Below are 24,259 nucleotides of genomic sequence, written 5' to 3'. Positions count from 1 at the left end.
ATATTATCCTTTCACGGAGCCGGCAACCCCTTCTACGAAATATCGCTGGAAGAGGATAAACACAGTGATAATCGGGAGCAAGGAAATGCAGGCAGCAGCGGCCATCCCTGTCCAGTCCACACTGTTCTCTCCAACGAACTGATACATGCCGACGCCGAGCGTTCGAAGCTCTGGTTTGTTCAAAGTGAATATTAGCGGCAATAAGAACGAATTCCACGCCCACATAAATTGGAGTATACACGTCGTTGCGATGATTGGTTTAGATAACGGCAGCATGACCTGAACGAACGTCCGCATAAATCCGCTGCCGTCGATTTCCGCTGCTTCTTCAAGCTCTTTGGGAATTCCGCTAAAATGAGCCGTAAAGAGCAGGATAAACAAGACGTGGGCACCGCCAATCTCCGCTACAATGATACCCGCCAGTGTATTGTTTAGCCCCAGAAGATTGATCAAATAATAAATCGGTATGATCGTATAACCTTTTGGCATAAACATCGTAGCAGTAATTAATGAGATAAACAATAACCTCCCCGGGAATCGATATCTGCCCAGCACATACCCTGTCATGGCACATACAGCTACGACTATCGCCACTACAAACACCGAAACAATGACAGAGTTCAAAAAGTAGGCAGAGAAATTGGCCGTTTCCCAAGCCCGTTTGAAATTATCAAACTGAAACTTCTCCGGGAAAAACGTATAGCCTTTGGCGATGTATTCCGCATTTGTTTTGAAAGACGAAGTAATCATCCACACGAATGGATATACCCATACGATGCCGATCGCGATTAAAATGAAATGAACAAGACCTCGCAGCGTTCTTTTTCCCTGACTGGACAAATTCATGAAACTCTCCCCTTAGTGCGATGTTTGCCTGCCACCCGTTTTTTTGACGATAAATCCAAGAATCAAAGAGACGAAAAGAATTGCGAACCCGTATACGACGCCTGCGGCCGAAGCAAATCCGGCCCTCGGCATGCTTCCGCCTTCGAAGGCATACCGGTAGATATATAAATCTACCATATCCGTATGATACGCTGGCCCGCCATTCGTCATCGATTTTACCAAATCGAAGACATGCAAAGCATTGACCGCAGACAAGAGCACAATGACACTGCCGACCGGCAGCAGGAGGGGCAGCATAACGTAGCGGAAGACCTGCAGGGGATTTGCTCCATCCACTTTTGCAGCTTCGAACAGATCCTTCGGAAGCGATTGAAGCGCTGCCAGCCAGTAAATCATCTTCATTCCGAAAGTCTTCCACACGCCTACCAGGACGATAATCATCATTGCCGTATCTAGTGAACCGAGCCAATCGACAGGCTTGTCCAGTAATCCCAACGTGATGAGAATCTCATTGATAAGCCCTTTGTAGACTCCGAAAATAAACCGCATTATAACACCGATGACAGCGGTAGTCGTAACGACCGGCAAAAAATAAATGGTACGATACACGACGGCGCCTTTTAACCACGAGGCATTTAACAACATAGCCATGAGCAAAGCAAACGGTACTTGAATCAGTACCAGAAAGAACATAAACACAAAGCTATTCTTGAACGCATTCCAAAAGAAAGGATCGGATATCGTCTCCAGGTAGTTATGCAATCCGACAAATCCCTTTAACGGGCCATAGCCGCTCCATTCAAAAAAACTGTACACATAGCTCATAATGATAGGATAAATCGTAAAAGCTAGAAATAAAACCAGCTGCGGAAGTATAAATAAGTAACAGTACAGCAGCTTTTTTCTTCGAGTTTTGCTTATTTTCCCAATAGCCTTCTTGCTTGTTCCCTTCACTGCTACCATGTGCGTTTCCCCTCGCAGAAATAAATCTTGAATCTAAAGAAAATAGGGCGGTACTACTTGTGTAGAAACTGCCCTATCTGATAATTAAGCTTGCCCGAGCAGCGGTTCCGGATGAGGTATCTTCCATTGTTGATTCACAAATCCGCTAGATGAAGGATCTCCGACCGCAAAAGATTCGATGCCGAGCTCTTTCTTTGTTTTTGCCTGAAACGCTTTGGCCCGATCCTCGGTTGCCTCCGGATCGCAGAGTTGAAGCAGCCTGCTATGACATTCCTGCAAGACTTCTTTGATATCCGAAGTTTGCTCTAAAGCTTCTGCCAGATTCACCATCTCTTGCGGATCCTGCTCTACATCGAACAGCTGAGGTGCGTATCCGCCGGTATAATACACATACTTCCACTGCTTCCAACGGATCATGTACATGCCCACGGGTATACCGTGTCCATGATATTCGCTAAAGACGAAGTCCTTGCGATCCTCATCGGTTTGTCCTGCTGCCAGCTTGAGGAGCGACCGGCCGGGCACATCTTGCGGTACTGGCACGCCAAGCGCATCGCAAACTGTAGGATAGATGTCGACAAGTGAAACTGGATGTTCAACGGTGTTATGCCTGGCTACCGAAGGACCTTTCATAATCAGCGGAATATTGGCCGTTTCTTCGTACATGCAGCATTTGAACCAAAGTCCGTGACACCCAAGCTGTTCGCCATGATCGCTCGTATAAATAATCAGCGTGTCGTCATACATCCCCTCCTCTTTCAAGGTTTGCAGAATCGTGCCGACGTTGTCGTCCAGCTCGCTTGTCAGTGCGTAATACCCCACTTGCATGCGGCGGATCGTATTTTCATCCACGAGATCCGAACGGAAATAATGACGCAGTGCGTTAAGCGGCTCATTCAGTTCTGTAAAAGGACGGTTCAGCTCTGCCGGTACGTTCGGCACCAGCTTATCGTAATAATCCCAGTGCTCTTGTTTCACATAGAATGGAAAATGCGGATTGAGGAAGCCTACGTATAGAAACCATGGCTTATCCGGATCCTTCTGCTGCTCCTGGGAGTGCTGCTTCAACCACTGAACCGTTTCCGCAAGGATCGTTTGATCCTTGTTAATGCCCTCGCGAATCCCGATTTTCTGGTATCTTTCCTCCACTTTAGGTTTAGCTTCGCCCGTTTCCCGGAAGAAGGCGCCTATATCAACGATATTGCGATGTCCGGGGTGAGCGGCTACAAGACCTTCATACTCGCCTTCCGGATGCAAATCCAATTTGCCGAAGCTGTACATCGCTTGGCCATGTTCAGCTAAATGCTGCGGCATGTCTTTCAATTGTCCGTCATACGGTGTCGAGTTGTCCCAAGTCCCGAGTTCGTGCACATATCGCCCTGCCACAAAGCTCGCTCGCGCTGGGGTACATACCGGGCAATTCGTATACGCATTCGTGAATACGGCGCCTTCCTCCGCCAATTGATCCAAATTAGGTGTTTTCACGATTGTGTGGCCCGTACAGCCCATCGTATTGTTGGAATGCTCGTCCGACATAATAACCAGTACATTCATGGTTGGAAGCCCTCCAATGGGTGAATTACTTTAATGACTTGTAAGCCTCGTCCGTATAGTCTTTCGAAGGCTCCCAGTTCGGGAATGTAAAGTCGTTCAGACTCACTTTCGATCCAGAAGCATTCACTTTATCGATTGCGGCTTGCAGTCCGGCATTCATTTTATTTGCATACTCCTTCATGGTCGCATCGACATCGGTTTTATCATCCGCGAGCATTTTGATAAACAGGTCGCCGAAGCTCGGTTTCATTTTCAGCTGCTTAATTTCGCCAAGCTCAGCTACGACGGAAGATGTGTTGATATTTCGCTTGGCGATGCTTGGACCAAGTCTCATCTCGGTTTCGTGCAGATTGTAGAACGAAGTAAATTCTGGATAAGGGAACAGGGATTTGTCCTTATTCAACTCTTCGATCGGTGATAGCTGAACGCCGCTTTGCAGTGTACTCTTGAAGAATGGTTTGGCAGCAAACGTTTCATCAATAAATTTACCCGCTTCTTTCGGGTGCTTGGAATTGGCAGAGATCATATAACCTGTTTTCGTTGCCAGTGTATAGCCATAGAAAGGCTCTTTGCCATCTTGCTGCGGAGCAGGTGCCATATCGAATTCAGCATTCGGCGTGTCCCTTTTCACTTGCCACATCCGGTATCTGGCATCAATGAAAAATGCCGCTTTATTGGAACCGAACAGTGTCGTTGCTTCCGCTGAATTAATCGTATACGAGGAAGGGAGAATGGATTCGTCTTTCTTCATCGAACGCAACAATTTGATGGCGTCCGTCCACCCTTTCGAGTCGTAAATATATTTGCCTGTTTTCAGATTGAACCCTGGGAAGTCTCCATGTGCCGGAACGGTACTAGCAGTTAGGCCCAGGACAACCTGATCAAGCAGCGTGTAATCACCACCTGGAAAAATCAAGCCATAGGTATCACCCTTGCCTTTTTGTGAAATCACTTTCGACATTTCCTTCAGTTCATCCCATGTTTTTGGCGGTTTGTTTGGATCCAATCCCGCATCCCGCATCACTTTCTTATTGTAATAGAGTATGGCGCGCAGGCCTTTTCCGCCAAGAGGCCAACTGTACGTTTTGCCGTCAATCTGGTTAATTCCCTCTTCGAAAGAACCTTGCGTAAAACGGTTTTTAAAATCCTTGGATACATATTCGTCCAAAGGTTTGACCCAGCCGTTTTTCACAATGGAACTAATATCCATGCCTGTTGGTGTTAAAAAAATATCTGGCAAATCGTTGCTGGCAATGCCTGCCTGAATGGCTGTACTATACTGGGCGCTTGGCATGTATTGCACAACAACCTGGATAGAACCTTTGTTTTTCTCATTGAATTCCTTGACTACCTTCATACCAGGGCTCTCGTCCCCCTTAAAAAAATCACTGAAACCTGCAACCTTGATCGTAATCTCTTCCTTCTTTGGATCGGTTGCTGTTCCGTTTGAAGATGCCGCCGGTTTCTCCTCTCCGGACGTACAAGCAGTGAGGGTTAAAGCTGAGATCATAACCGTTAAGATTGCCTTCGTTGTCAAACGTTTCAAACGTATTCCCCCTTCAAATAGGTAAGTTCTCTTATCTACAATTTTATTATAATCTGTTGCCTTGATAGCCAAACAGAACAGTGATTGTACATGAGGGGGTCTATTTTTTACTTTTTTAACCCAATATCGGGATCAGACGAACCTCACCTTGAACCCCGGTTAAATAAAGAAGTCCGTCGTCGTCTGCAACAAGATGCGATTCACAAACGCCATTCACCACAGCTTTCCACAAGCCTGCCCCCAGGTCGGCAATGGCCAGCTTCATCTGTTCGCTGTTGCCTGTTCCAGGGTACAGGCCGTGCTGTCCGGCCAAGGCTTGAATGGAAAACACAATCTCCTCCCGAATTCGAAGACCGCTCTTGCCGAACAGTACGATCCAATGCCCGATGCTCGCACCAATATGCGTCTCCGTTTCCACCTTCACGGTGTCCAATGGCTTCAAGAGATCCCTGTCTTTTACTTGCATCACATGGAGAAAATAGTCATGTTCGGCAGCACGTTTCGGGCTGACCTCAATTCGCCAAGCCCCTTGCTCTTTTGTGCCGGGGTAATCATTTTCGTAATTTGTACCGAACAGCAGAACTCCTTGCCTGGACCTCCTATCGGCACAATCTCCTGATTGTCCGGTTCCGGAAGCAGCGTATCTGCAATTAATTGACCGTTATAGCCGTCCTCGCTGCGAGTAATGGCGGTTCGACTGCCGTTAATCTGCGGTTCTTCCACACTGTGCAGCAGCCAGAACTTCTTGAAATCCGCTTTTGCGGATACAACCCGGTCAAACACAATGAATGCGGCAGGATGGGCTTGATCCATCAAATTGAGGAAGAGGAATGAACGCTGAAACTGCTTTATTTTACTCGAATAAGCTGCCGTTATATCGCCTTTCAAATAGGAGTATGCCGGCTTAATCGGATCAGGTCCATAAGCATGGGCAAGCACTTCCCCCCGCTTGAAGCCGCTTTGCAGGATATCGTCCAAATTCAGGGATGGCCGGCCATCGTTGGGCCAGCGCTGCCCGCCGTCGTTTACGTTTGGCCATACGAGTCCCCCATCCCTGATGGAAGGATGCTGCCCGAGTTCGTCAGGATCGTAGACCAGCACCGAATTATGGGCAATCGTCCTTTTGAAATAATACTTGTTGTGGGGTGAATGATAACTTCCCGAAGAGCCTTTATATATACCGGAATCGATCGCTAAATATCCTTTGTAATAAAGCTGAAAGGAGCCTGCATCCAGATGCTGGTGATTGTTGTATTGGTATTCTCCGATGCGCATTTCCGCGATCACGGTAGAGGATGCAACATCTATCCCTTCGTCCCACCCTGTACGCGCAATCATGATCCCTGTCGGCGACCCAAAATACCGGGTCAAAGGCAATTCAGCGATCGACTTCGTTGGCACAGAAGCGTTATAAAATAAAAAGGCATGAAAAACGTACATGTCTGGTATCAAAGGAAATTCACGGTACTGCTGTTCCAGAAAATACGGGTTATTGTAGTAGCTTCCTGCCATCAAATACACGAGCGGAAACAGCTGAATATACCGGTTCTCCTCATACAAGGGATTGTCCGTATCGCCATCGCGAAGCAATTTGCCGTCTGGGCGTCTCGTATAAATCCATTGGTAGCCGACATTTTCCTGGGAGGGATGGAACGGGTTTCCAGCGCCCATTCTGTCCATGATCCAGGTAGCATACAAATCGGCCTGATAGCGGTATGAACCATAATTGTCTCCCTGATGATGCCATCCCGACGGATAGAAGAAATTCCGGACAGGTACCATTTCTGCAAAGAAACGTCCGGCAGACCAGGTGAACATATCGGGATCTTCATCGAAAATGGCGATCCCTGTCCCCAAGAGATCCCGCATCAGCATCCATTCGCTTGCATGGCCTACAGCTGAGCTCCCCTTCTCCGGCGGATACCCGCATTCCAGTAATTGAGCAAGCCTCTGAAAATGAATGATCATCACGGACCGTTCCTCGTCGGTGATTAAATCACGGCACCAGTCATACACGACAGCGGCAGACAACATGAGTCGGCCTATCGTTCTTGAAATATCGGGATAATGAGGGTTAAATGTTCTCCTTAAGCTTCTAAGCGCCATTGTTTTTGCCTGCAAGCCTGCATGGACGTCTCCATCCAACACATATAGCAATGCTTTGGCTTCCATGACATAGACATCATCAGGATAGCCGCACGTTGAGGCTTCTTCGATACCCACCTTGCTGAAATGAACAAGTCGTTCCCATAGGAGAAGCATCTCCGGTTTTGTTCGTTTTTCCCTTAGATCAGGCACATCTTTCTTTCTGATGAATAATCGGGGATATTCCTCCGGAGGCGTTTGCACAGGTTTCTCACACATTATACTTGCCCCTTCCATCTTGTCATCATTACCAAAATACATCCTGGTATCCGCGAAGTTTGGCCAATGCCTCTACAAAAAAGTAATCTCCATAAATCAGGCCGATATCAATATTTTTATTAGCTGGCCAGTGACCCGTACCGTGTTGTAAAATCGCTTCGTCACTTGTGTCCCAAACTGTGTAATGGTCACAAAGTGATTTCACAATCCGCTTAGCCCAAGATTCGTATAAGGATCCCTCTTCCGCTGGCAACAATGCTGCAAGGAGCAGCATACCGCTGGCTGCAATCGCTGCAGCCGATGAGTCTCTTGGCGCACCTTCCTGGGTCGGCAAGCGGAAATCCCAATAGGGAACCGAATCCTCCGACAAATTCGCCAGAAAGAAATGCGCTACTCTTTTGCTGGCCTGCAAGTAGCGGTCTTCCTTCGTATATTGATAGCATAGCGCAAAACCATAAATCGCCCAAGAGGCTCCTCTTGCCCAAGCCGATTCCGGCGCAAAGCCTTGTCCTCCGAGTTCACCGACACGTTGTCCCGTTTCTGGATCGAACTGCACGATATGATAGGTGGAGCCATCCTCCCGAATAAATTGTTTCAATACTGTATCTGCATGTGCCATGGCAATATGCTTGTATCTCGGGTCGTTGATCTCTTGCGAAGCCCAGAAAAGCAGATGCAAGTTCATCATACAATCGATGATCGCCCATCCGGCATTGCCTTTCTCGCTTTGCCAATTGTCTTCATTCCAGGCCCGGATGAACTGGCCACGAAGATTGAATCGGCTCGCCAAGAAGGCAGCCGCCTTCAACGCACGAAGCTTTGAAGCTGGGCTTCCTGTCAGCTTGTAATTAGCCACGGAGCTCAGACTCCACATGAATCCGACATCATGATGAAGTCCCGCATATTCTTCAATCCCTATGTCCATCTTAGCTTCACATTCTTCGTCGATTCGCAGCAGCGATTCGCGTTTCGTATCCCGGTAGCTCAGCCATAGAAGACCAGGCCAAAACCCGGCTGTCCAGCCTTGAGGCTGTGTGCAGTCATATTTCCCTTGCTTGGAAGCATGCGGAAAATTCGCTCCGATCGTCTTGCTCGTTTGCTCAATTTTGGCCATTGTCTTACTCCAAGCCTCGCTCACCCACACTTCATTTGTTTGTGCAGACATGACAATCTCTCCTTAAGAGCTTATTTTTTTCTCGGATTCATGTAGAGGGACAATCGTGAGCGATTGTCCCTGCAGACTTGCGTCGCTTGGCGCCTTACGGCAGCGAGCTAAGCGTTATGCAATTACAAATACAGGAGAGATCCACGCAAATTGTCCATTCCATTGTTTAATTTCCACATGGTAGGCATCAACGTCATGCTCTTTCTCTGTATCGGTCCATTCCCCATTGAAGACGTACTCGGATACTGGCACAGCACGATGAAACAATATCGCTTCAGAATTATGCGGCTTCATATGGACAGAACGACTGCCTGTCAGCAATTCACCGATCGAATAAGCAAATGTTGAGCCGTTTGCCTCAACGGTCAAGACACTGCTGGAATCTCCTTCAATTTCAAAAATAAGCGCCGCCGTTTGAGGATGCAGGGTCGTTGCATTTTTAAACGTCGTACATGACCACTGTGCTCCTGTTTCAGTTGAAGAAATGAGCTTGTTTCCGAGCGCGTTCATATTTGGATTTTCTCTCATTCCTGGCGTCGGCGCCAAGACGCTTCTTCCCCGAAAACATGTTTCGATAGATATGATTTTACCACTGTCCAGATGTGCGTTTGCCTGCCATTCGTAGCCTTGCTCGTTATCGCCCCAACCCAGTTCGACTCGCACTTTATATTTGCCTTTTGCAGGCGCTGATATTATTGGGCTAGTTGAGCTAGTCCCGTTGGCCAAAGCCCACGGTTTGCCGTTTTTAAATATGGTTATTTTTTCGATCCCGTCACAAGCCGTTACATCCAGCTGAAGCTGTCTGCTGCCGATGTCTTTAACTTCACTTCCGAAAATTGCGCCATTCACGGTGAAATGGCATGCGATTTTATCTCCGGTTATCGCATACGTGCGTCTGGCCAACAGCGCTTCCCAAACCGCTTCTCGTGTCTTCTCCGCCGCCAGAACCGCAACACGGCCGTCACCGTAAGAACCTGGATATCCAGCATGGTGATCGGTTGAACCGGCAAAGCTGAATCGTTTTCCTCGCTGAATCGCATGAACAATCGTGTTCCTCGAATCGCGTGGGCCCATGGTATGCAAGTAGGCATACGGACTGGAATCCGACATGCTGCAGCCGTGTTTCGAGAACACCTCGACGACCGGACTTATCTGCTCGGAGAAGGCGTCCCAATTCATTCCGCGATAACCTGGCGTATATCCGACATGATGGGGAACGGCAATCACCGGATATGGAGCGAGCGCCGCAACCAGTTTGGCAGGTGATTCCGCAGTGATCAGCGGAATCTCATCAGATGGCGATAAGATATGATGGTCTCCGAATTCGCTGGAGTGAATTTCATAACCTTGCAGCGTAACAAACTGCCCAGGGACATTCCATTCTTTTATTGTTTCGCGCACAGATTCCCAGTTCGTTCTTAGCTTGGCAAAGCCCTCGAGATGGAAGTCGACCAAAAATTCCAATTCGGCACTTCGTTTCGGCATATCGGGCCACATCGCATGACCAATAATAGCGCAAAAATCCAACTGCTCCTTCGCAGCTTCCAAAGCGTTCTCCAGACTCCCAAAACCGTAGGTAATACCGCAATGATTATGTAAATCTCCCCATAATAACTTCATTTCCTTCACTCCTTGTAGGTTGTCATCGAAATTTAGTTAGTTATAAAAACTAACTAACTAAATAACTAATTATTATTTTAACTATCTGACTTACATTGTCAATACATTCCGAATAATTCGCTACTATATCCGTCGCAAAGATTGGCTCAATCACCAATTTTGTAACATCCACATTTCCAAGATCCACCATCACCAAGATGACAAAAAGGGTTCCACATATTGTACATACTAATATGTGGAACCCTTTATGAATTTCGATGGACTGACTGTTGATGTAAGAACTAAAGTTGATCCGCTTGTGAATGATTTTTATTTGCTGGCGCAAACCAACCGAAAATGGCTATCGCAATCAAGACACCATAGAAGATAAAGGTCCAGGTTGTGCTATGTGGGAATTGATGATCTAACACACCAACATCTTCATGGGCAAGGGTAATTACAGCCAGCTTTACGCCGACCCATGCCACGATCGCATAAGCCGTGGTCTCGAGTGCTGGCCGCTCAGCAAGCAGTTTCACAAACCAAGAAGCCGCGAATTTGATCAGAATGAGCCCTGCGATTCCGCCAAGCACGACAACCAGGAATTTCCCTCCGTCCATCCCGCCGAATTCACCAAGAGGTGAGTCCGGAAGACCAAGTGCCAATGCTACTGCGGCAAGAATGGAATCAATCGCAAATGCCAAATCCGCAATAGCAATTTTCCCCACGGTTGGCCAAAATCTTTTTCTCTCAGAATCTTTCTTGATGTCACCACGGATGTTCTCATTTTCCTTGAAGAAAGACGCTTTGATGATGTGCTTTAAACCGAGATATAGCAGGTAAGCAGCACCTATCGCCTGTATTTGCCAGACGTTCGCAATAAATGATATCGCAAACAGAGCGGCGAAGCGGAAAACAAACGCCATAATGATTCCATAGTTGATGGCTTTCTTTTTCTCTTCCTCGGGTAAATGCTTTGCGATTACAGCCAGAACAAGGGCATTATCCGCGGATAACAAACCTTCCAATCCGATAAGTATCAGCAATGCCCATGCATACTCCAACCAAAGTGAATCCAATTGTCCTTCTCCCCTCATTGTCAAATAGGTCACCACTTCGTTTGACTATCAACCCCAAGTGGCGTTAATTGCCGTATTCTTCCCATAGTGACGGCTCTTTATAACTTGTAGGACTATAATATAATACTTAGTTTCTGTCAAAAAGTCTCAAGAATGAACCACATGTTAACGATTGAAACCCTTTTGATAGAAAACGAAAAACATAATAGTCAAAGTGCTCACGTGTCGACCATGCCCCACTTCTAATTCGAGCTACTATTTATATTACCACATTATGGGGCCGGTTCATCATACTAAACTCCCGCTGCTTCAATAAACAAAATAGGATCTGCCGCTAAGCAGATCCTAAACTATAGTTTCGCGTTAGATTAACCAAATGTTGTTGGGTATTTGCAATCCATTTTTATTCTTGCACCACAACCATCAAATTCATCTACTTACGAAGGCACGTTATAACTTGTCAAGATGAACTCAAACTGAATCTCTTGGTGGGATGGAATCTGATATTCTTCATGGACAGGTGCACCCCAACTGTCATCCCCCCCAACACCCATCTGTTTGCCTGCAACGGTAACAACCGTATAATGAACCTCCGGCAGCTCAAAAGCATGATCCGCATGCTCAAGTTCAAATGCCGTATACGGAGACAAGTTGCACTCTACAGGTGCTAATGGGTCAGACTGAATCGATAAACCGATACCTGTCATATCCGTTATATTCACACGGCGTACGCCAGTACGATTGCCAGATTCCTGTGGAACCAGATAAGGCGTAGGCAACTGGTCCACCTGACGACTAAATATGCCTAAACGAGCACCGAAATTACGGTCGATATAGTTTTCTTCAGGTCCCATCGCGTACCATTCGGATTGATTATAATCCGCAGACATCTTGAACGATACAGCGAGTATCGGCAAATTCGGCAGACCCGCGGCACCCTTGTAATGCGTATTCACGCGAATCGTTCCGTTCGCTAATACCGTGTATGCAATGCGAACGCTAACTTCAGCGCTGATGCTGAAGTTGTAATCAAAAATGACAGTTGCTGAACCCTTTTCTTGCTGCAGTTCCCATTTGACGCATTTGCGTGCCAGACTGGCTGCATACCAAGCTCCGGCCGTAAAGCTCATTGCGGTTCCTTTGTCATTATCCGTGGTTGCCCGCCAAAATAAAGGAGCAGGCGGCGTAGCGATCATTTCGCGGCCCTCGTATTTCAACGAAACCAGAGATCCTACCTGTTTCGAGAAAATGGCAGAGAAGCCTTTGCCGGTCACGCTCATATTGACATCGCCCTCAACTACAACGACTTCACCGGAAGGCAGTTCATTGGGACGGCTTGCCTCAATCACAAATGTTGTTTCACCAAACGTAGTCTCAAATCCAGCATCAGCCCATAAAGCAGCTTCTCTTAGAACTAAAGAAGCTTGAATGCAGTACTCACCTGGCGTTCCTTCTACATTCGGCAGCTCAATTGGCAGACTGAATTCACTCTGAGCTTCGACCTCAATATTGGCTTGCCCCGTGGTAATTTCTTTTCCCTCATGGAACAGACGGTACACAAGCACCAAATCATCTGTATTCGCAAATAAATTCTCATTCACGATGTTAATATGAGTTCGAGTTGGTTCCAGCTTAATATTTTGATAAAGGAATTTTACTTCCTGCATTTTAGGCGTGATTTGACGATCTGCAAAGACGAGACCATTGCCGCAGAAGCTGTAATCGGTTGGACGATCTTTGAAATCCCCGCCGTATGCCAAAAACTCGCGGCCATTTCGGTCTTTTTTCACAATCGCCTGATCGATATAATCCCAAATAAAGCCGCCTTGATACATGGGATATTTGTTCTCAAGCTCTGTATATTTATGAAGGCCTCCCACGGAATTCCCCATAGCGTGCATATATTCACAGCTAATGTACGGTTTATCCGGCTGACTATTGAGATATGCCTCAATATCCGCTGGCTTCGCATACATGCGGCTTTCCATGTCGCTGGTCGCTCCATAATTGCGATCGTAGAAAACACCTTCGTAATGAACTAGTCTCGTAGGATCCGTTTCGCGGAAATAGTTGGACACATTGAGAATAACTTGGCCGGCATACGATTCATTGCCGCAAGACCAAATGAGAATCGAAGGATGATTCTTATCCCGCTCCACCATCGAAATCGCACGATCCATGACAATATCTTGCCACCCCATATCGTTACCTGGAATATTCCAAGAAGGTTCAACAGCGCCCATCTTTTGCCATGAGCCGTGCGTCTCTAAATTCATTTCATCAATGACATAGACCCCGTACTCGTCACAAAGCTCGTACCAGAGTGTCTGATTGGGATAGTGTGACGTGCGCACCGCATTAATGTTGCTGCGCTTAAGCGTTTGAATATCCCACAGCATATCCTGCTTCGTGATCGCTCGTCCACTGCGGCTGTTAAATTCATGTCGATTCACCCCTTTGAACACAATGCGTTTGCCATTGATGCACATCAGCTTGTCTTTCATCTCAAAACGTCGGAATCCGGTCTTCTGAACGATGGCTTCAATTAAATTTCCACTCTCATCGTAAATTGAGATACACGCGGCATATAAATAGGGGCTTTCTGCACTCCACGGTTGAACAGGACCTGCTGAAAGGTTGAAGATCAGGTTGCCCTCGCGGAATTGACCTTCTTCGGAGAGACAAATCCGCCCTTCAGCATCCTTTAATTCAAGCTTAGCGCAAACGGATTGCGTATGCTCATTGCGAAGCTTGAGCTCAATCTCCAGAAGCCCTTGCTCATAGGCATCATCCAAATCTGCCTGCACGCGCATATCCCATACATGCACCTTAGGTACCGTGTACAAATACACATCGCGGAAAATCCCCGACATCCGCCAGAAATCCTGATCTTCCAGCCAGCTTCCTGTGCTGCGCTGATAAACCTCAACAGCCAGCTTATTCTCTCCTTCTCGAATATGGGGCGTTAAGTCAAACTCGGCAGGCGTAAAGCTATCTTCACTGTAACCGATAAATTCGCCGTTAAGCCATACGAAGAAGGCCGATTCCACACCTTGAAACGATATGTAGACGGGCTTACCAATCATCGTATCTGGTAATTCAAAGTTTTTCACATAGCTGCCAACTGGATTATACTCTTGCGAAATGTGCGGAGGACGAAGCGCCTCTACACCATCCCACGGGTACATCGTGTTGACATATTGCGGGTTTCCCCAGCCTTGAAGCTGGATATGACCAGGCACCTGGATATGCTCCCAAGCGCTGCAGTTATAATCCATCTGATAAAAAGACTGCACACGACTTGCGGGATTAACCGCATAACTGAACTGCCAGCGTCCGTTCAAGCTATGCCGCATGTCCATCGGTGCACTCGCCTCCGCGGACGCCATCGAATGATAATAACGATGATCAGAATGGGCTTCCAGCCGGTTCACTTTGAATACATTTACATCTTGAAGCCAATCTAGGCTTGGTACCGAATGTTTCATTGATCTATGCCTCCCGAAAAATAAGACCCAAAAAGGGCCTTCGAATGATACACTATTTTACAGATCCTACCATACCCGCAACGAATTGTTTTTGCATCAAGAAAAATACGAGTGCTGTCGGCAGTGTTGAGATGACAATCGCCGTCATGATCACCCCAAAATCCGGGGAATAACTCGAACCCAAATTGGAAATCAACAAAGGAATTGTTCGTTTCTCCGGTGTTTGCAAGACAATAAGCGGCCACAAGTAATTGTTCCAGCTAGACATAAAAGTAATGATAGCGGCAGCTGAATACGTTGTTTTCATAGTCGGCATATATATACGGAAAAACAATCCTAATTCCGTCAGTCCATCAATTCGCCCAGCTTCCAGAAGCTCCTTCGCAAACATTTTCGTGCTTTGACGGAAGAAGAAAATGAGAAACGCTGTCGTAAATGTCGGAAGGACGACCGCGTTCATCGTGTTGATCCCGATAAATGGAACCGTACGCGATATGCTGGAAAACATCTGGTAAAGCGGAACCATCAACGCCGCGAACGGAATCATCATGGAGACAAGCAGTAAATTAAACACGATATCTTTGGCTTTGCTCTGATAGATTTCAAAAGCATAGCCAGCCAGCGAAGCAACCAATAAAGCCAAAATGGTTGTAGCTAACGAGATCCTCAATGAATTCCAAAGTGCGGGAACGAGATTAATGGAGTCTGTTAATTTATGAAAGTTGTCCATGAAATGCGATCCTGGCAACATTCGGCCCTGCGTAACGTCCACAGACAGATTCGTGGAACTAATGACCATCCACAGAAATGGAAAAATGGATATTACCGCCACTGCAGCAAGGAAGAGATAGATGATTGTACGTCTTAAAGCTATCATTTTTTATCACCTGCCAATTTGATTTGAAGGACAGATAACACAATAATCATGACTACAACCGAATAGGAAACAGTTGCCGCATAGCCAAAATCAGGTGTGTATTTAAAGGAAAGATTGTAGATGTACTGCGATATGGAGAGGGTAGCATTACCTGGGCCACCCTTCGTAATATTCATAATCTCATCGAACAATTGCAACGTACCAATCGTCGAGGTAATGGACGTGAAGAGAACAATTGGCTTAAGCATTGGAAACGTAATAAAGAAAAACTGTTTAATCGGAGAGGCCCCATCAATACGTGCTGCTTCATAAATAGAGCTATCAATGTTTTGCAATGCGGAAAGGAAAAAAATCATATTATATCCTGTCCAGCGCCATGTAATGGCAAGGATAATCGTAATTTTCGCCCAGAAAGGATCGGAAATCCATGCAATGGGCTGTCCAATCAAGTGAATCTTAATTAAAGCCATATTAATCAAACCATCGTTGCCAAACAAGTATTTGAAAACAACGGAGTAGGCAACAAGTGAAGTCACACAAGGCAAGAAAATAGCTGTACGGAAAAAACCTTTGAAACGAAGCTTGCTGTCATTCAACAAGACGGAAATCATCATGGACAGAATGATCATGACCGGCACCTGGATAATCAAATAGATAAACGTATTCTTAACAGCAGTGATGAATGTCTTATCGCTAAAGAGCCGCTTATAGTTGCTGATCCCGTTGAAATGTAGATTAGCACCCGCACCTGTTTTAAAGGAAAGCAGCAATGCCTGAATCATAGGATAAAAGTAAAACAAACATATCATTAATACGGCAATAGCGATAAACAGCCATCCCGTAAGCTTTGCACGGCTACGTATCGAGTAGTTCATTAGATCCAAATCCTTCCTATTCATCGCGATTAAAAATTGAAACGCTGTCCCCTTCTTTGCATATTTCGCAATTCAGAGGTCAGCGTTCATAAAGTTAATGGGAAGAGAAACTTATTTAAGTTGGGATTCTGCTTGGGATTGGGCATCACTGAATACTTTGGCGATGTCTTTGCCCTTCAGGTAGTTTTGCATCTCAACTTTGAGAATATCTTCAATCGCATACGTATGCAGACCATAGTTGACTTTTGGAATTTGAGCCGTCCATGTTGCGAAATCAGAAATCACCTTTTGACCTCCGAAGAAATCGTCGGCTTTCGTATAGGCTTCACCTTGCGCAGCAGGTTTATAAGTACCAACAACCCCTACGTCTGTAACTAATTTTTGATACAAATTCACATCAGAACCAAGCGTTTTTGCAAGGAAATCAGCAGCCGTATCTTTACCATCACTGTTCAATACATACCAGGAGCTTCCCCCAAGGTTTGACGCGTTCACAGAACTAGCTGTATTTTTCAACTTAGGAAAAGGAACAACTGCCCATTTACCGGATTGATCCGCTTGTGATTTAATGGAAGGCGTAATCCAGTTACCTGTTGGAACTGAAGCGACAGCACCGCTGTTGAAACCAGCAAGGAAGGAGTTCCAATCCGAGTTAATTTTCACAATATTCGCGTTCATGATTTCTTTGTATGTCTCGAAAGCTTCTTTCAATACTGGGTTGTCTTTGAGGTCCGGCGTGGTGCCATCACTTTTCAGATACCAAGCGCCAGCGGATTGAATCATCATACGAATTAAACCAAGATCATTGGGATCCTGCGTCAGCAAATCTTTACCTGTTTTTGCTTTAACAGCTTTACCGACTTCAATGAATTTCTGCCAGTCTATATTTTTCAGATCATCGACCTTATATCCTGCTTGTTCCAAATAATCTCTGCGCACATATAGTCCTGTTACGCCGGAATCAAATGGTACACCGTATTGTTTGCCGTTCAAACTTGTTGGACCCAACTTGTATTCAGCGAAATCCGAAGCCTTAATGGATGCGGACATATCTGCAAATGCATCTGGATATGTTTTCAAAAAGCCTTGTGCACGGTAATCTTCAATCAATACCACATTCGGCAGACCTGACTTTGAACCGGAGTTCAAACCCGTATTCATCTTTTGAATAATGTCATCTTGCGCATATTCAACAACATTGATTTTCACATCAGGATGATCCTTGGCATAGGCATCTTTGGCTAGGTTCATTGCTGCAATATTAAAGTTCTTATCCCATGCCCAAACTGTAATTTCCTTACTCGTGCTCTTCGCACCGCCGCTAGGAGTGGTCGTTGATGATGTGTCAGACGAATTACTTGAACATGCCGTCAAAAGCAAAAAACTTGCAAGTAAAACCGTTGAAATTGTCTTCTTCATGTGGTCCCCCTTGATGATTTGTATTTGTAAGTGCTTACTTATAGATAATATCATTTGGGCAAATCGTCTTGTTAGAACGAAATTTACTGAAATTAGCGTTTTTATTGTATCTGATATTCCCTCCTCCACCTGCCACTTGTAATATTTTTATATTTTGCATTATTTTTAGATTTTTATTCTCCTACGTGTACTGTTCTGTGCGCCATGGAAGGCATATCGATATTTTCGTCCCTTGCCCTAAGGTGCTAGTTATGGTTACCCCATACTGTTCTCCGTACAAAAGAACCAGACGATCATTCACATTGCGAATACCAATCCCTGTGAACAATTGCCTCGCACTTGTGGGATTCGGTATCTCATCCGCTTCGTTCGTAAGTTCCATGCCATCCCCATTGTCAACCACTTCACAAAGCAGCGTATCTTTTTCTTTTGTGATGATAACGTAAATATATCCAGTGCCTTTCTTATTAAAAGCATGAAAAAAAGCATTCTCGATGAAAGGTTGCAGCATCAACTTAGGTACTTGCGCAGCCATGCAGTCCGGTGAAACAAAGTAATCGACTTTAATCCCTTGACCATAACGAATCTGATTAATGAACACATAATGCTTTAAATTCACCATCTCTTGCACAACGGGAATCGTTTCTTTGACATTGCTGATGGTATTCTGCAGGAGAGAAATGAGTGCATGAATCGTTTGCGTGGCGGTCTCTTGGCTCCCTCGCTGAACGAGAATGTTAACGGAAGCCAGCGTATTATATAGAAAATGCGGGTTAATCTGCTGCTGCAGCGCGGCTAATTCTGCCTTGCGCTGCTCCTTCTGAGTATCAACAAGCTGGGAGATATAGTCGTTCAACTCGTCGAGCATAAAATTGAAGGAGCGACTAAGCTCTCTAGTCTCATAGGTGCCTGTAACCGCCATATAATTGTTAAAATTCGTTTTCGTTACCGTAGACATTTGCTTAACAAGCCTTCTTAACGAGAGCATCAATCTCCGCGTGATCACATACACAACGAGCACAGCAATAGCCACGATTCCCGCAACAAGGAAGAAAATCGATTTCCTGTTGAGCATTTGACCGAGTGTCACCTTCTTATCAATGACATTCATAATGTAAAAATCGTACAAAGCCAAATCATCAGCCAATACAATGACATCCTTATCGGACATCTTCATTTCATCCTTTACCAGAGCATGCTGCCGAATCTTCTGAGCACTATCTAAAAGCTCTTTCGATGTTGTCCCGATCAACTCGGCTCGATTGCTGGAAACGATTAGACCCTGACGATCCAAGATCATCACGTCATTCCCATCACTTGTAAAACTTGCGTAAATCGATCTTAAAACGCTTTCTTTCATGATGATATAAAGCGTCCCATACCACTCTTTACTAACAGGATCAGTCAGAGTTTTGGCGGCAACTAGTCCTTGATCTCCAGAACCTGGCTTTCCTTCGCCCAAATAGCTATACAACAAGCGTCCCGGCTGGTTCCGCGATTCCTGTGTAATCGAATTGCGTTGTAAATCCGCCGAAGTACCAGACCAGTAGGTATTGTATCTCGTGTAATTATTTCCATTTATACCCGAAATGATCATCCCAATGCTCTTAGCTCCAATACCCGCCTGGATTCGCTTCATCTGCTCGCTCATGTCAAATGTCACTACGGAGTTGGTTTCCGAATCGACATCTCCTTCGGTCAAAAAACGCTTAATCGCCCCACTTTGCGAGGTGTTAATGATAATATTTACATTAGAATAATGAATGGATTCAAGACCGCTTTTAATTTGCTCAATGATTTTGGAATTCGTGATACTGAATGTCTTAACAAAAAGCTCCTCCGACATTTGCACAGTAACCCAGGAAGTGGCCACCGTAACCGTAATTATGCTAAGAACCATAACTAGAAACAATTTACTAAACAAACTTTGATCAGAGATCCTTCTTAGCCATACCCTCATATGCTTGATTCCTTTCATCTTTATTTTTTTCGATAATGGCTAGGTGAAGTCCCCATCAGTTTACGAAACACTTTCGTGAAGTAACTATGATCGGAATATCCAACAAGAGAGCTAATTTCTGAAATCGTAAATTGCGCGCTATCCCTTAATAATTCACAAGCATGTTCAATCCGAATACGATTCAAATACTCATTAAAACCTTCCTTATTATGAATGGTAAAATAATTGGACAGATACGAAGGGTTGAAATGAAACTGTCTGGCTACTTCAGTCAGCGTAAGCGGTTCAGCAAAATGCTCATCCAAATACGTCAAAATCTTTTGTATGCCCGGAGAATTTGTTTTGTTTCCTGTTACACAGTCAGTTGCCTCATTCAGAAACTTGGCTAAAAGAGAGCGCACTTCCCCAATATGTTTGGCCTCATGAATGGCACGAAAATACTCATACTTCGCTTCATCCAGCGTGCGAGCCTCAAAGTGAAAATGCAGCAGCGTGACAATAATATTGAATAGGCTGTGTCCTAAAAAAGATTTAAACTCAAACATATCCGTATCAAGCCTATCAGGCATGGAGTCGACATATCGGCTGAGCCGTTGAAAAGCTAAATGAAATTCTTGATGATTCAGCTCCGCGGTAAACGCCTCCGAATCAAACGAATCACCACTCCCTACCACTTCCACCAATTCATCAGCAAAGAACAGTTGTTGATCCGATAAAAAGAACCGGTGATCCAACACTTTGAGAATATCATGCGTATAAACGTCATGAAGCTCTTCGATTTGCGTGAAATTTTTGCTAAGTGCTGCATAGAAGGATAAGCCCGCTCTCACACCAGATTCCACCAATTGCTCAGCCAAATGGATGGCATCCATTCTGCCAGCATCCGCTGTATTCAGCAAAAAACGGATGTGGCTATCTTGATGTGATAGACGGTGAACGACAACAGGCTGCTTAACATCCTGAACCATACCTTTTAGGAATGCCTCGATCCATTCCTCATTTCTTTTCATCGAGGATGTGCTATCTTGCAGATCTACAACTAATAAAACGAAATAAGGATATGGCAAATGCGTGTTGATCTCCGCACCCTCAAGCTCCATGGCATAACCCGAAATCAGCCTGTCCAACACATAGTCGACGGACTGTCCTTTTTCATTCGTAAAGTCCATATGTCGGAAGGCTGGCATTCCCTGTACGGTCTTTTTTAAAACGGCTAGCAGCGAATTCGCATCTAATTTAGGCTTTAATAAATAATCGGCTACACCGTGCTGAAACGTAGAGCGCACATACTCAAATTCACCGTAGCTGCTGAGAACCACAATTTCAATTTCCGGATATAGTCCCTTCACAACTCTTACCAATTCCTCCCCACTCATAACCGGCATAACAATATCCGTCAGAATCAAGTTAGGTTGGAATGATTTAACCATCTCAAGCGCATCCTTACCGTTAGAAGCCTCGCCAACAATGTGGAAGCCTTCGCTTTCCCAATCGAGAAGATGTCTGATTCCTTGACGCACCAGCATCTCATCATCAACAATTAATACCTTGCAATACGTCTCCATGACTAACTCCTTTACGGATCATACATAGGTTCCCACTTTTAGTTTGAATGATGTATCAATCTCTGTCACATTGTAAATTTATTTGTTCACTTTAACAAGAATAAATCAACTTCCTTCCCGAAAATAAAGATTTGGTCATTTTCATAATTGGTGAGACTATCCGCGAATATCCTATTTTGGATTAGGATACTCCGTGTGCATTCTTTTCCTAAAAACAAAAGGAACACGATAGCCCGAATTGGGTTCGTGTTCCTTTTTTAGAATCTACATTTAATTAAGCAATCAACTATAATGAATGCTTCTTCTATTAATTTACATCCCGTCTGTTCCTGATGTAGCTTTACCAACTAATTTAATTCTTCGACAATAATTCCACTTACTTCCAACAAACAAAGAATGCCACGGTTCAACAATGAAGTTGCACCGTGCCACTGAAACGCGGACTTCCTCCTAGTTTACCTTAACAATTTGCCATTCCATATTAGAATCTCCATTCCACGCGTATTCTTTGACATCGGCCCCTTGCCTTACCTTACCTCCGCTGTCTATCACTAATCCGTTGCCGCGATTGACGATTTTATAATTCTTTCCAGTTGTTGGAGCAATCTGCCATTCTAAATTTGTGTTGCTGCTGTTCCAATTCGATTGTTTAATGGTTGAACCCGGCGCAACCGTTCCCCCACTATCCATAACCAGACCATTTGCTCTATTAACTATCCTGTAGTAACCATTTCCGTTATCGATGATATGCCACTGAAGATTCGCACTTGGACTCATGTTATGGAGTTTGATAGGCGAGCCTACAGCAACGCTGCCCCCACTATCCAGCGCCATTCCGTTTGAAAGGCTAACAATCTTGAGGTAAACGTTTTCATCTAATGTAATCTTGATGGATGAAATGTTATCATTATTGCCAGTATTCCGCAGATCTGCATTGCTTGCCGTGAACGGCCATGCGATTCCGGTGAAATTATCTTTCTCATAGCCAACTGCTTTAAATCCAGACGGTACTTTCACCGAAGAGATTTTATTGTTCCCGATTCCGACAGCTTGCAATTGAGCCGTTGTATACGTGCCAAGTGCCAGATTCGTCGAATTGCCGCTATAGTTAATAGCTTCAAAAACACCGACTGCCTCTTCAGGACCAAGTGTTGGAATCTGTCCCGAGAAGCTGAGCTTGATGACATAAGCATCTGCAGAAGGCTGCGAAGCAGGCATAGTTACCTTGAGTCCATTCGCATCCTGCGTTTTATTCAGATTTATATAGCTTCCTGGTGTTGATCCTAGGAGCTGGACGTTGGTTAAGGTGCTTGTATTGAATCGAGCGGAGTTGAGTGTAGATATATTCAAATCCGCGCCATTACCGGGCCATCCCATTACAATGGCATAAAGGGTATTATTGCTTTTATTCCGGGTGAAACGAATGTCTTGAGCCGCACCTACAAGTGGGGCTACGAATTGCCCTCCGCCCATCTTGGTTGGGCCCTCTCCATAACTGGCCCAAGCTCGTGTCGCGTATATGGCTTCCCCATAATTTTTGAGCCAGCTGCCCATACCAAGCAAGATATCCTTCTGCCCTTGAGGGATGGTGCCGTCGGCCATTGGGGCAATGTTTAGAAGCAAATTGCCATTCTTGCTTACACGATCAATGAGCGAATGAATCATTTGCTTCGTGGAATAGTAACCCATGCCTTGCGTATAGCTCCAGCTTGAGCTCGAGACACTGTCATCGGTAAGCCAATAATTAGGCTGCAGCTCACCGGGCCCCCCTCTTTCGTAGTCGAGTATTTCTCCTTTGGTGTTAAACCCATCTTTATAGGTGGCAACGACTTCCTTATTCCAATCAATCGCTTTATTGTAATAGTAAGAAAGGAAGTTTAGACGCTGCGCCTCATCCACGCCATCCAACATGAAATCCTGCCAAATAATGTCAGGCTGATAACCGTCGATAACCTCCTTCAATTTGTCGAACCATAGCTGATTCTCGGCCGGTCGTGATAATTGGCCATATAGCTTTTGCAAGCTTGGATCGCTTTGTGCAGGGGCATATCGATAAAAGCCGTTGAAGTTGTAAGCGTGGTGCAAAGAGGTTAGTAATTTTAAATTTTTACTGCGGATTGCGCTTGCAAATAGTCCAAGTAGATCGAGGTGGGGACCGGTGCCAACGGAATTCCACTCATTTACACTGCTGTTCCACATCGAATATCCGTCGTGATGCTCTGCAACAGGTCCGGCGAATTTGGCACCTGCATCGACGAAGAGCTGTGCCCATTCGTTTGGATCAAAATTGCCTCCTTGTGATTTCAACTTCGGCGCGAATTGGGTGAAATTCCCGTTTTTATCATTGGCACCTCTAATGAAATTATGATAAGGCCAAACGGATGGATCACCAAAAACGCTTATATGATGATCGTTTTCAGACCTTTCTGTTCTGTACATGTTTCTCGGATACCATTCGGTGCTATAGGCAGGTACACTAAAGACACCCCAGTGATAGTAAATACCGAATTTAGCGTCTTTGAACCATTCCGGTGCCGGTGTGTGCTGATCAACCGAGGTCCAAGTTGGCTGATAAGTTGTGCTTGTGGTTGCACTGACAGAAGGGATTGCGATCGGGAAAGTTAAGCTTAACATCAATGTTCCATAAACAAGGTTTCTCGCGATTTTCAAATGTTATCCTCCTTTTATTCCACTAAGATTCAAGTATTAATGGATCTCATCATCCTGGGAACCTGCGATACGAGGAAGTTCACCCCCTTTCATCTACAGTATGCATAGGCAATACAAGAGCCTGTATTAGAACCACCAGACTCCCACACAATGACTATTATATTTCCATCTATACGTGTTTTACATGGAGATTTCTGCTCATCCATGTGGATATTTTCGCCCGAATATATCGGAAGCTGGGATTAAGAACTAATTCCCAAACCATTTTGCGAGAAAAAATATCCACATA

Annotated in this window: 16 protein-coding genes; all 16 read right to left on the bottom strand. The window is 45.2% G+C overall.

Features of this window, described 5'->3' with window-relative positions; genetic code table 11:
* Positions 1-3 precede the first annotated feature (3 nt).
* A complete protein-coding gene (locus HQN90_RS09430; RefSeq protein WP_173217558.1) occupies positions 4-846 on the bottom strand; it encodes a carbohydrate ABC transporter permease in 843 nt (280 codons plus the stop codon).
* Between the two features lie 12 nt (positions 847-858).
* Positions 859-1,809 carry a carbohydrate ABC transporter permease gene (locus HQN90_RS09425; RefSeq protein ID WP_173217556.1) on the bottom strand — a complete coding sequence of 317 codons (951 nt, stop codon included), beginning with the start codon at positions 1,807-1,809 and terminating at the stop codon, positions 859-861.
* A gap of 84 nt (positions 1,810-1,893) precedes the next feature.
* Entirely contained in the window at positions 1,894-3,363 is a 1,470-nt protein-coding gene (locus HQN90_RS09420; protein WP_173217554.1) for a sulfatase family protein, read from the bottom strand.
* A 25-nt stretch (positions 3,364-3,388) separates the two neighbouring features.
* A complete protein-coding gene (locus HQN90_RS09415) occupies positions 3,389-4,909 on the bottom strand; it encodes an ABC transporter substrate-binding protein (protein ID WP_173217552.1) in 1,521 nt (506 codons plus the stop codon).
* A gap of 115 nt (positions 4,910-5,024) precedes the next feature.
* Positions 5,025-5,351 carry a hypothetical protein gene (locus HQN90_RS09410; RefSeq protein WP_173217550.1) on the bottom strand — a complete coding sequence of 109 codons (327 nt, stop codon included), beginning with the start codon at positions 5,349-5,351 and terminating at the stop codon, positions 5,025-5,027.
* A gap of 23 nt (positions 5,352-5,374) precedes the next feature.
* The gene (gene hepB, locus HQN90_RS09405; RefSeq protein WP_173217548.1) at positions 5,375-7,273 is read right to left on the bottom strand and encodes a heparin/heparin-sulfate lyase HepB; all 1,899 of its coding nucleotides are present in this window, start codon (positions 7,271-7,273) and stop codon (positions 5,375-5,377) included.
* Between the two features lie 28 nt (positions 7,274-7,301).
* Positions 7,302-8,438: a glycoside hydrolase family 88 protein gene (locus HQN90_RS09400; protein WP_173217546.1), complete on the bottom strand. Its 1,137-nt coding sequence runs from the start codon at positions 8,436-8,438 to the stop codon at positions 7,302-7,304.
* A gap of 114 nt (positions 8,439-8,552) precedes the next feature.
* The gene (locus HQN90_RS09395) at positions 8,553-10,058 is read right to left on the bottom strand and encodes a hypothetical protein (RefSeq protein WP_173217544.1); all 1,506 of its coding nucleotides are present in this window, start codon (positions 10,056-10,058) and stop codon (positions 8,553-8,555) included.
* 281 nt (positions 10,059-10,339) lie between these two features.
* Positions 10,340-11,116, bottom strand: a complete 777-nt coding sequence (locus HQN90_RS09390; RefSeq protein ID WP_173217542.1) for a TerC family protein — start codon at positions 11,114-11,116, stop codon at positions 10,340-10,342.
* A gap of 437 nt (positions 11,117-11,553) precedes the next feature.
* Positions 11,554-14,604 (bottom strand): beta-galactosidase, LacZ type, encoded by a 3,051-nt coding sequence (lacZ, locus tag HQN90_RS09385; protein ID WP_173217540.1) that lies wholly within the window; start codon positions 14,602-14,604, stop codon positions 11,554-11,556.
* A gap of 52 nt (positions 14,605-14,656) precedes the next feature.
* Positions 14,657-15,481, bottom strand: coding sequence for a carbohydrate ABC transporter permease (locus HQN90_RS09380; protein ID WP_173217538.1), 825 nt, complete (start codon positions 15,479-15,481; stop codon positions 14,657-14,659).
* Entirely contained in the window at positions 15,478-16,356 is an 879-nt protein-coding gene (locus tag HQN90_RS09375) for a carbohydrate ABC transporter permease (RefSeq protein ID WP_079412535.1), read from the bottom strand. The genes HQN90_RS09380 and HQN90_RS09375 overlap by 4 nt, the downstream gene beginning before the upstream one ends.
* 111 nt (positions 16,357-16,467) lie before the next feature.
* Positions 16,468-17,775, bottom strand: coding sequence for an ABC transporter substrate-binding protein (locus tag HQN90_RS09370; protein WP_173217536.1), 1,308 nt, complete (start codon positions 17,773-17,775; stop codon positions 16,468-16,470).
* Between the two features lie 181 nt (positions 17,776-17,956).
* Entirely contained in the window at positions 17,957-19,735 is a 1,779-nt protein-coding gene (locus HQN90_RS09365; RefSeq protein ID WP_173217534.1) for a sensor histidine kinase, read from the bottom strand.
* Positions 19,736-19,755: 20 nt separating this feature from the next.
* Entirely contained in the window at positions 19,756-21,300 is a 1,545-nt protein-coding gene (locus HQN90_RS09360) for a response regulator transcription factor (RefSeq protein ID WP_173217532.1), read from the bottom strand.
* Between the two features lie 450 nt (positions 21,301-21,750).
* Positions 21,751-23,970 carry an alpha-L-fucosidase gene (locus tag HQN90_RS09355; RefSeq protein ID WP_216855267.1) on the bottom strand — a complete coding sequence of 740 codons (2,220 nt, stop codon included), beginning with the start codon at positions 23,968-23,970 and terminating at the stop codon, positions 21,751-21,753.
* Positions 23,971-24,259: the final 289 nt, after the last annotated feature.

This window comes from Paenibacillus alba (assembly GCF_013204855.1).
GTDB lineage: Bacteria > Bacillota > Bacilli > Paenibacillales > NBRC-103111 > Paenibacillus_E > Paenibacillus_E alba.
The sequence above is the reverse complement of the archived record's forward strand: the minus strand, read 5'-3'. Positions and strand labels throughout refer to the sequence as shown.

Coding starts and splice junctions, on each gene's coding strand:
- HQN90_RS09430 (WP_173217558.1), bottom strand. CDS start 846: ATGAATTTGTCCAGTCAGGGAAAAAGAACGCTGCGAGGTCTTGTTCAT.
- HQN90_RS09425 (WP_173217556.1), bottom strand. CDS start 1,809: ATGGTAGCAGTGAAGGGAACAAGCAAGAAGGCTATTGGGAAAATAAGC.
- HQN90_RS09420 (WP_173217554.1), bottom strand. CDS start 3,363: ATGAATGTACTGGTTATTATGTCGGACGAGCATTCCAACAATACGATG.
- hepB (WP_173217548.1), bottom strand. CDS start 7,273: ATGTGTGAGAAACCTGTGCAAACGCCTCCGGAGGAATATCCCCGATTA.
- HQN90_RS09400 (WP_173217546.1), bottom strand. CDS start 8,438: ATGTCTGCACAAACAAATGAAGTGTGGGTGAGCGAGGCTTGGAGTAAG.
- HQN90_RS09395 (WP_173217544.1), bottom strand. CDS start 10,058: ATGAAGTTATTATGGGGAGATTTACATAATCATTGCGGTATTACCTAC.
- lacZ (WP_173217540.1), bottom strand. CDS start 14,604: ATGAAACATTCGGTACCAAGCCTAGATTGGCTTCAAGATGTAAATGTA.
- HQN90_RS09380 (WP_173217538.1), bottom strand. CDS start 15,481: ATGATAGCTTTAAGACGTACAATCATCTATCTCTTCCTTGCTGCAGTG.
- HQN90_RS09375 (WP_079412535.1), bottom strand. CDS start 16,356: ATGAACTACTCGATACGTAGCCGTGCAAAGCTTACGGGATGGCTGTTT.
- HQN90_RS09370 (WP_173217536.1), bottom strand. CDS start 17,775: ATGAAGAAGACAATTTCAACGGTTTTACTTGCAAGTTTTTTGCTTTTG.
- HQN90_RS09365 (WP_173217534.1), bottom strand. CDS start 19,735: ATGAGGGTATGGCTAAGAAGGATCTCTGATCAAAGTTTGTTTAGTAAA.
- HQN90_RS09360 (WP_173217532.1), bottom strand. CDS start 21,300: ATGGAGACGTATTGCAAGGTATTAATTGTTGATGATGAGATGCTGGTG.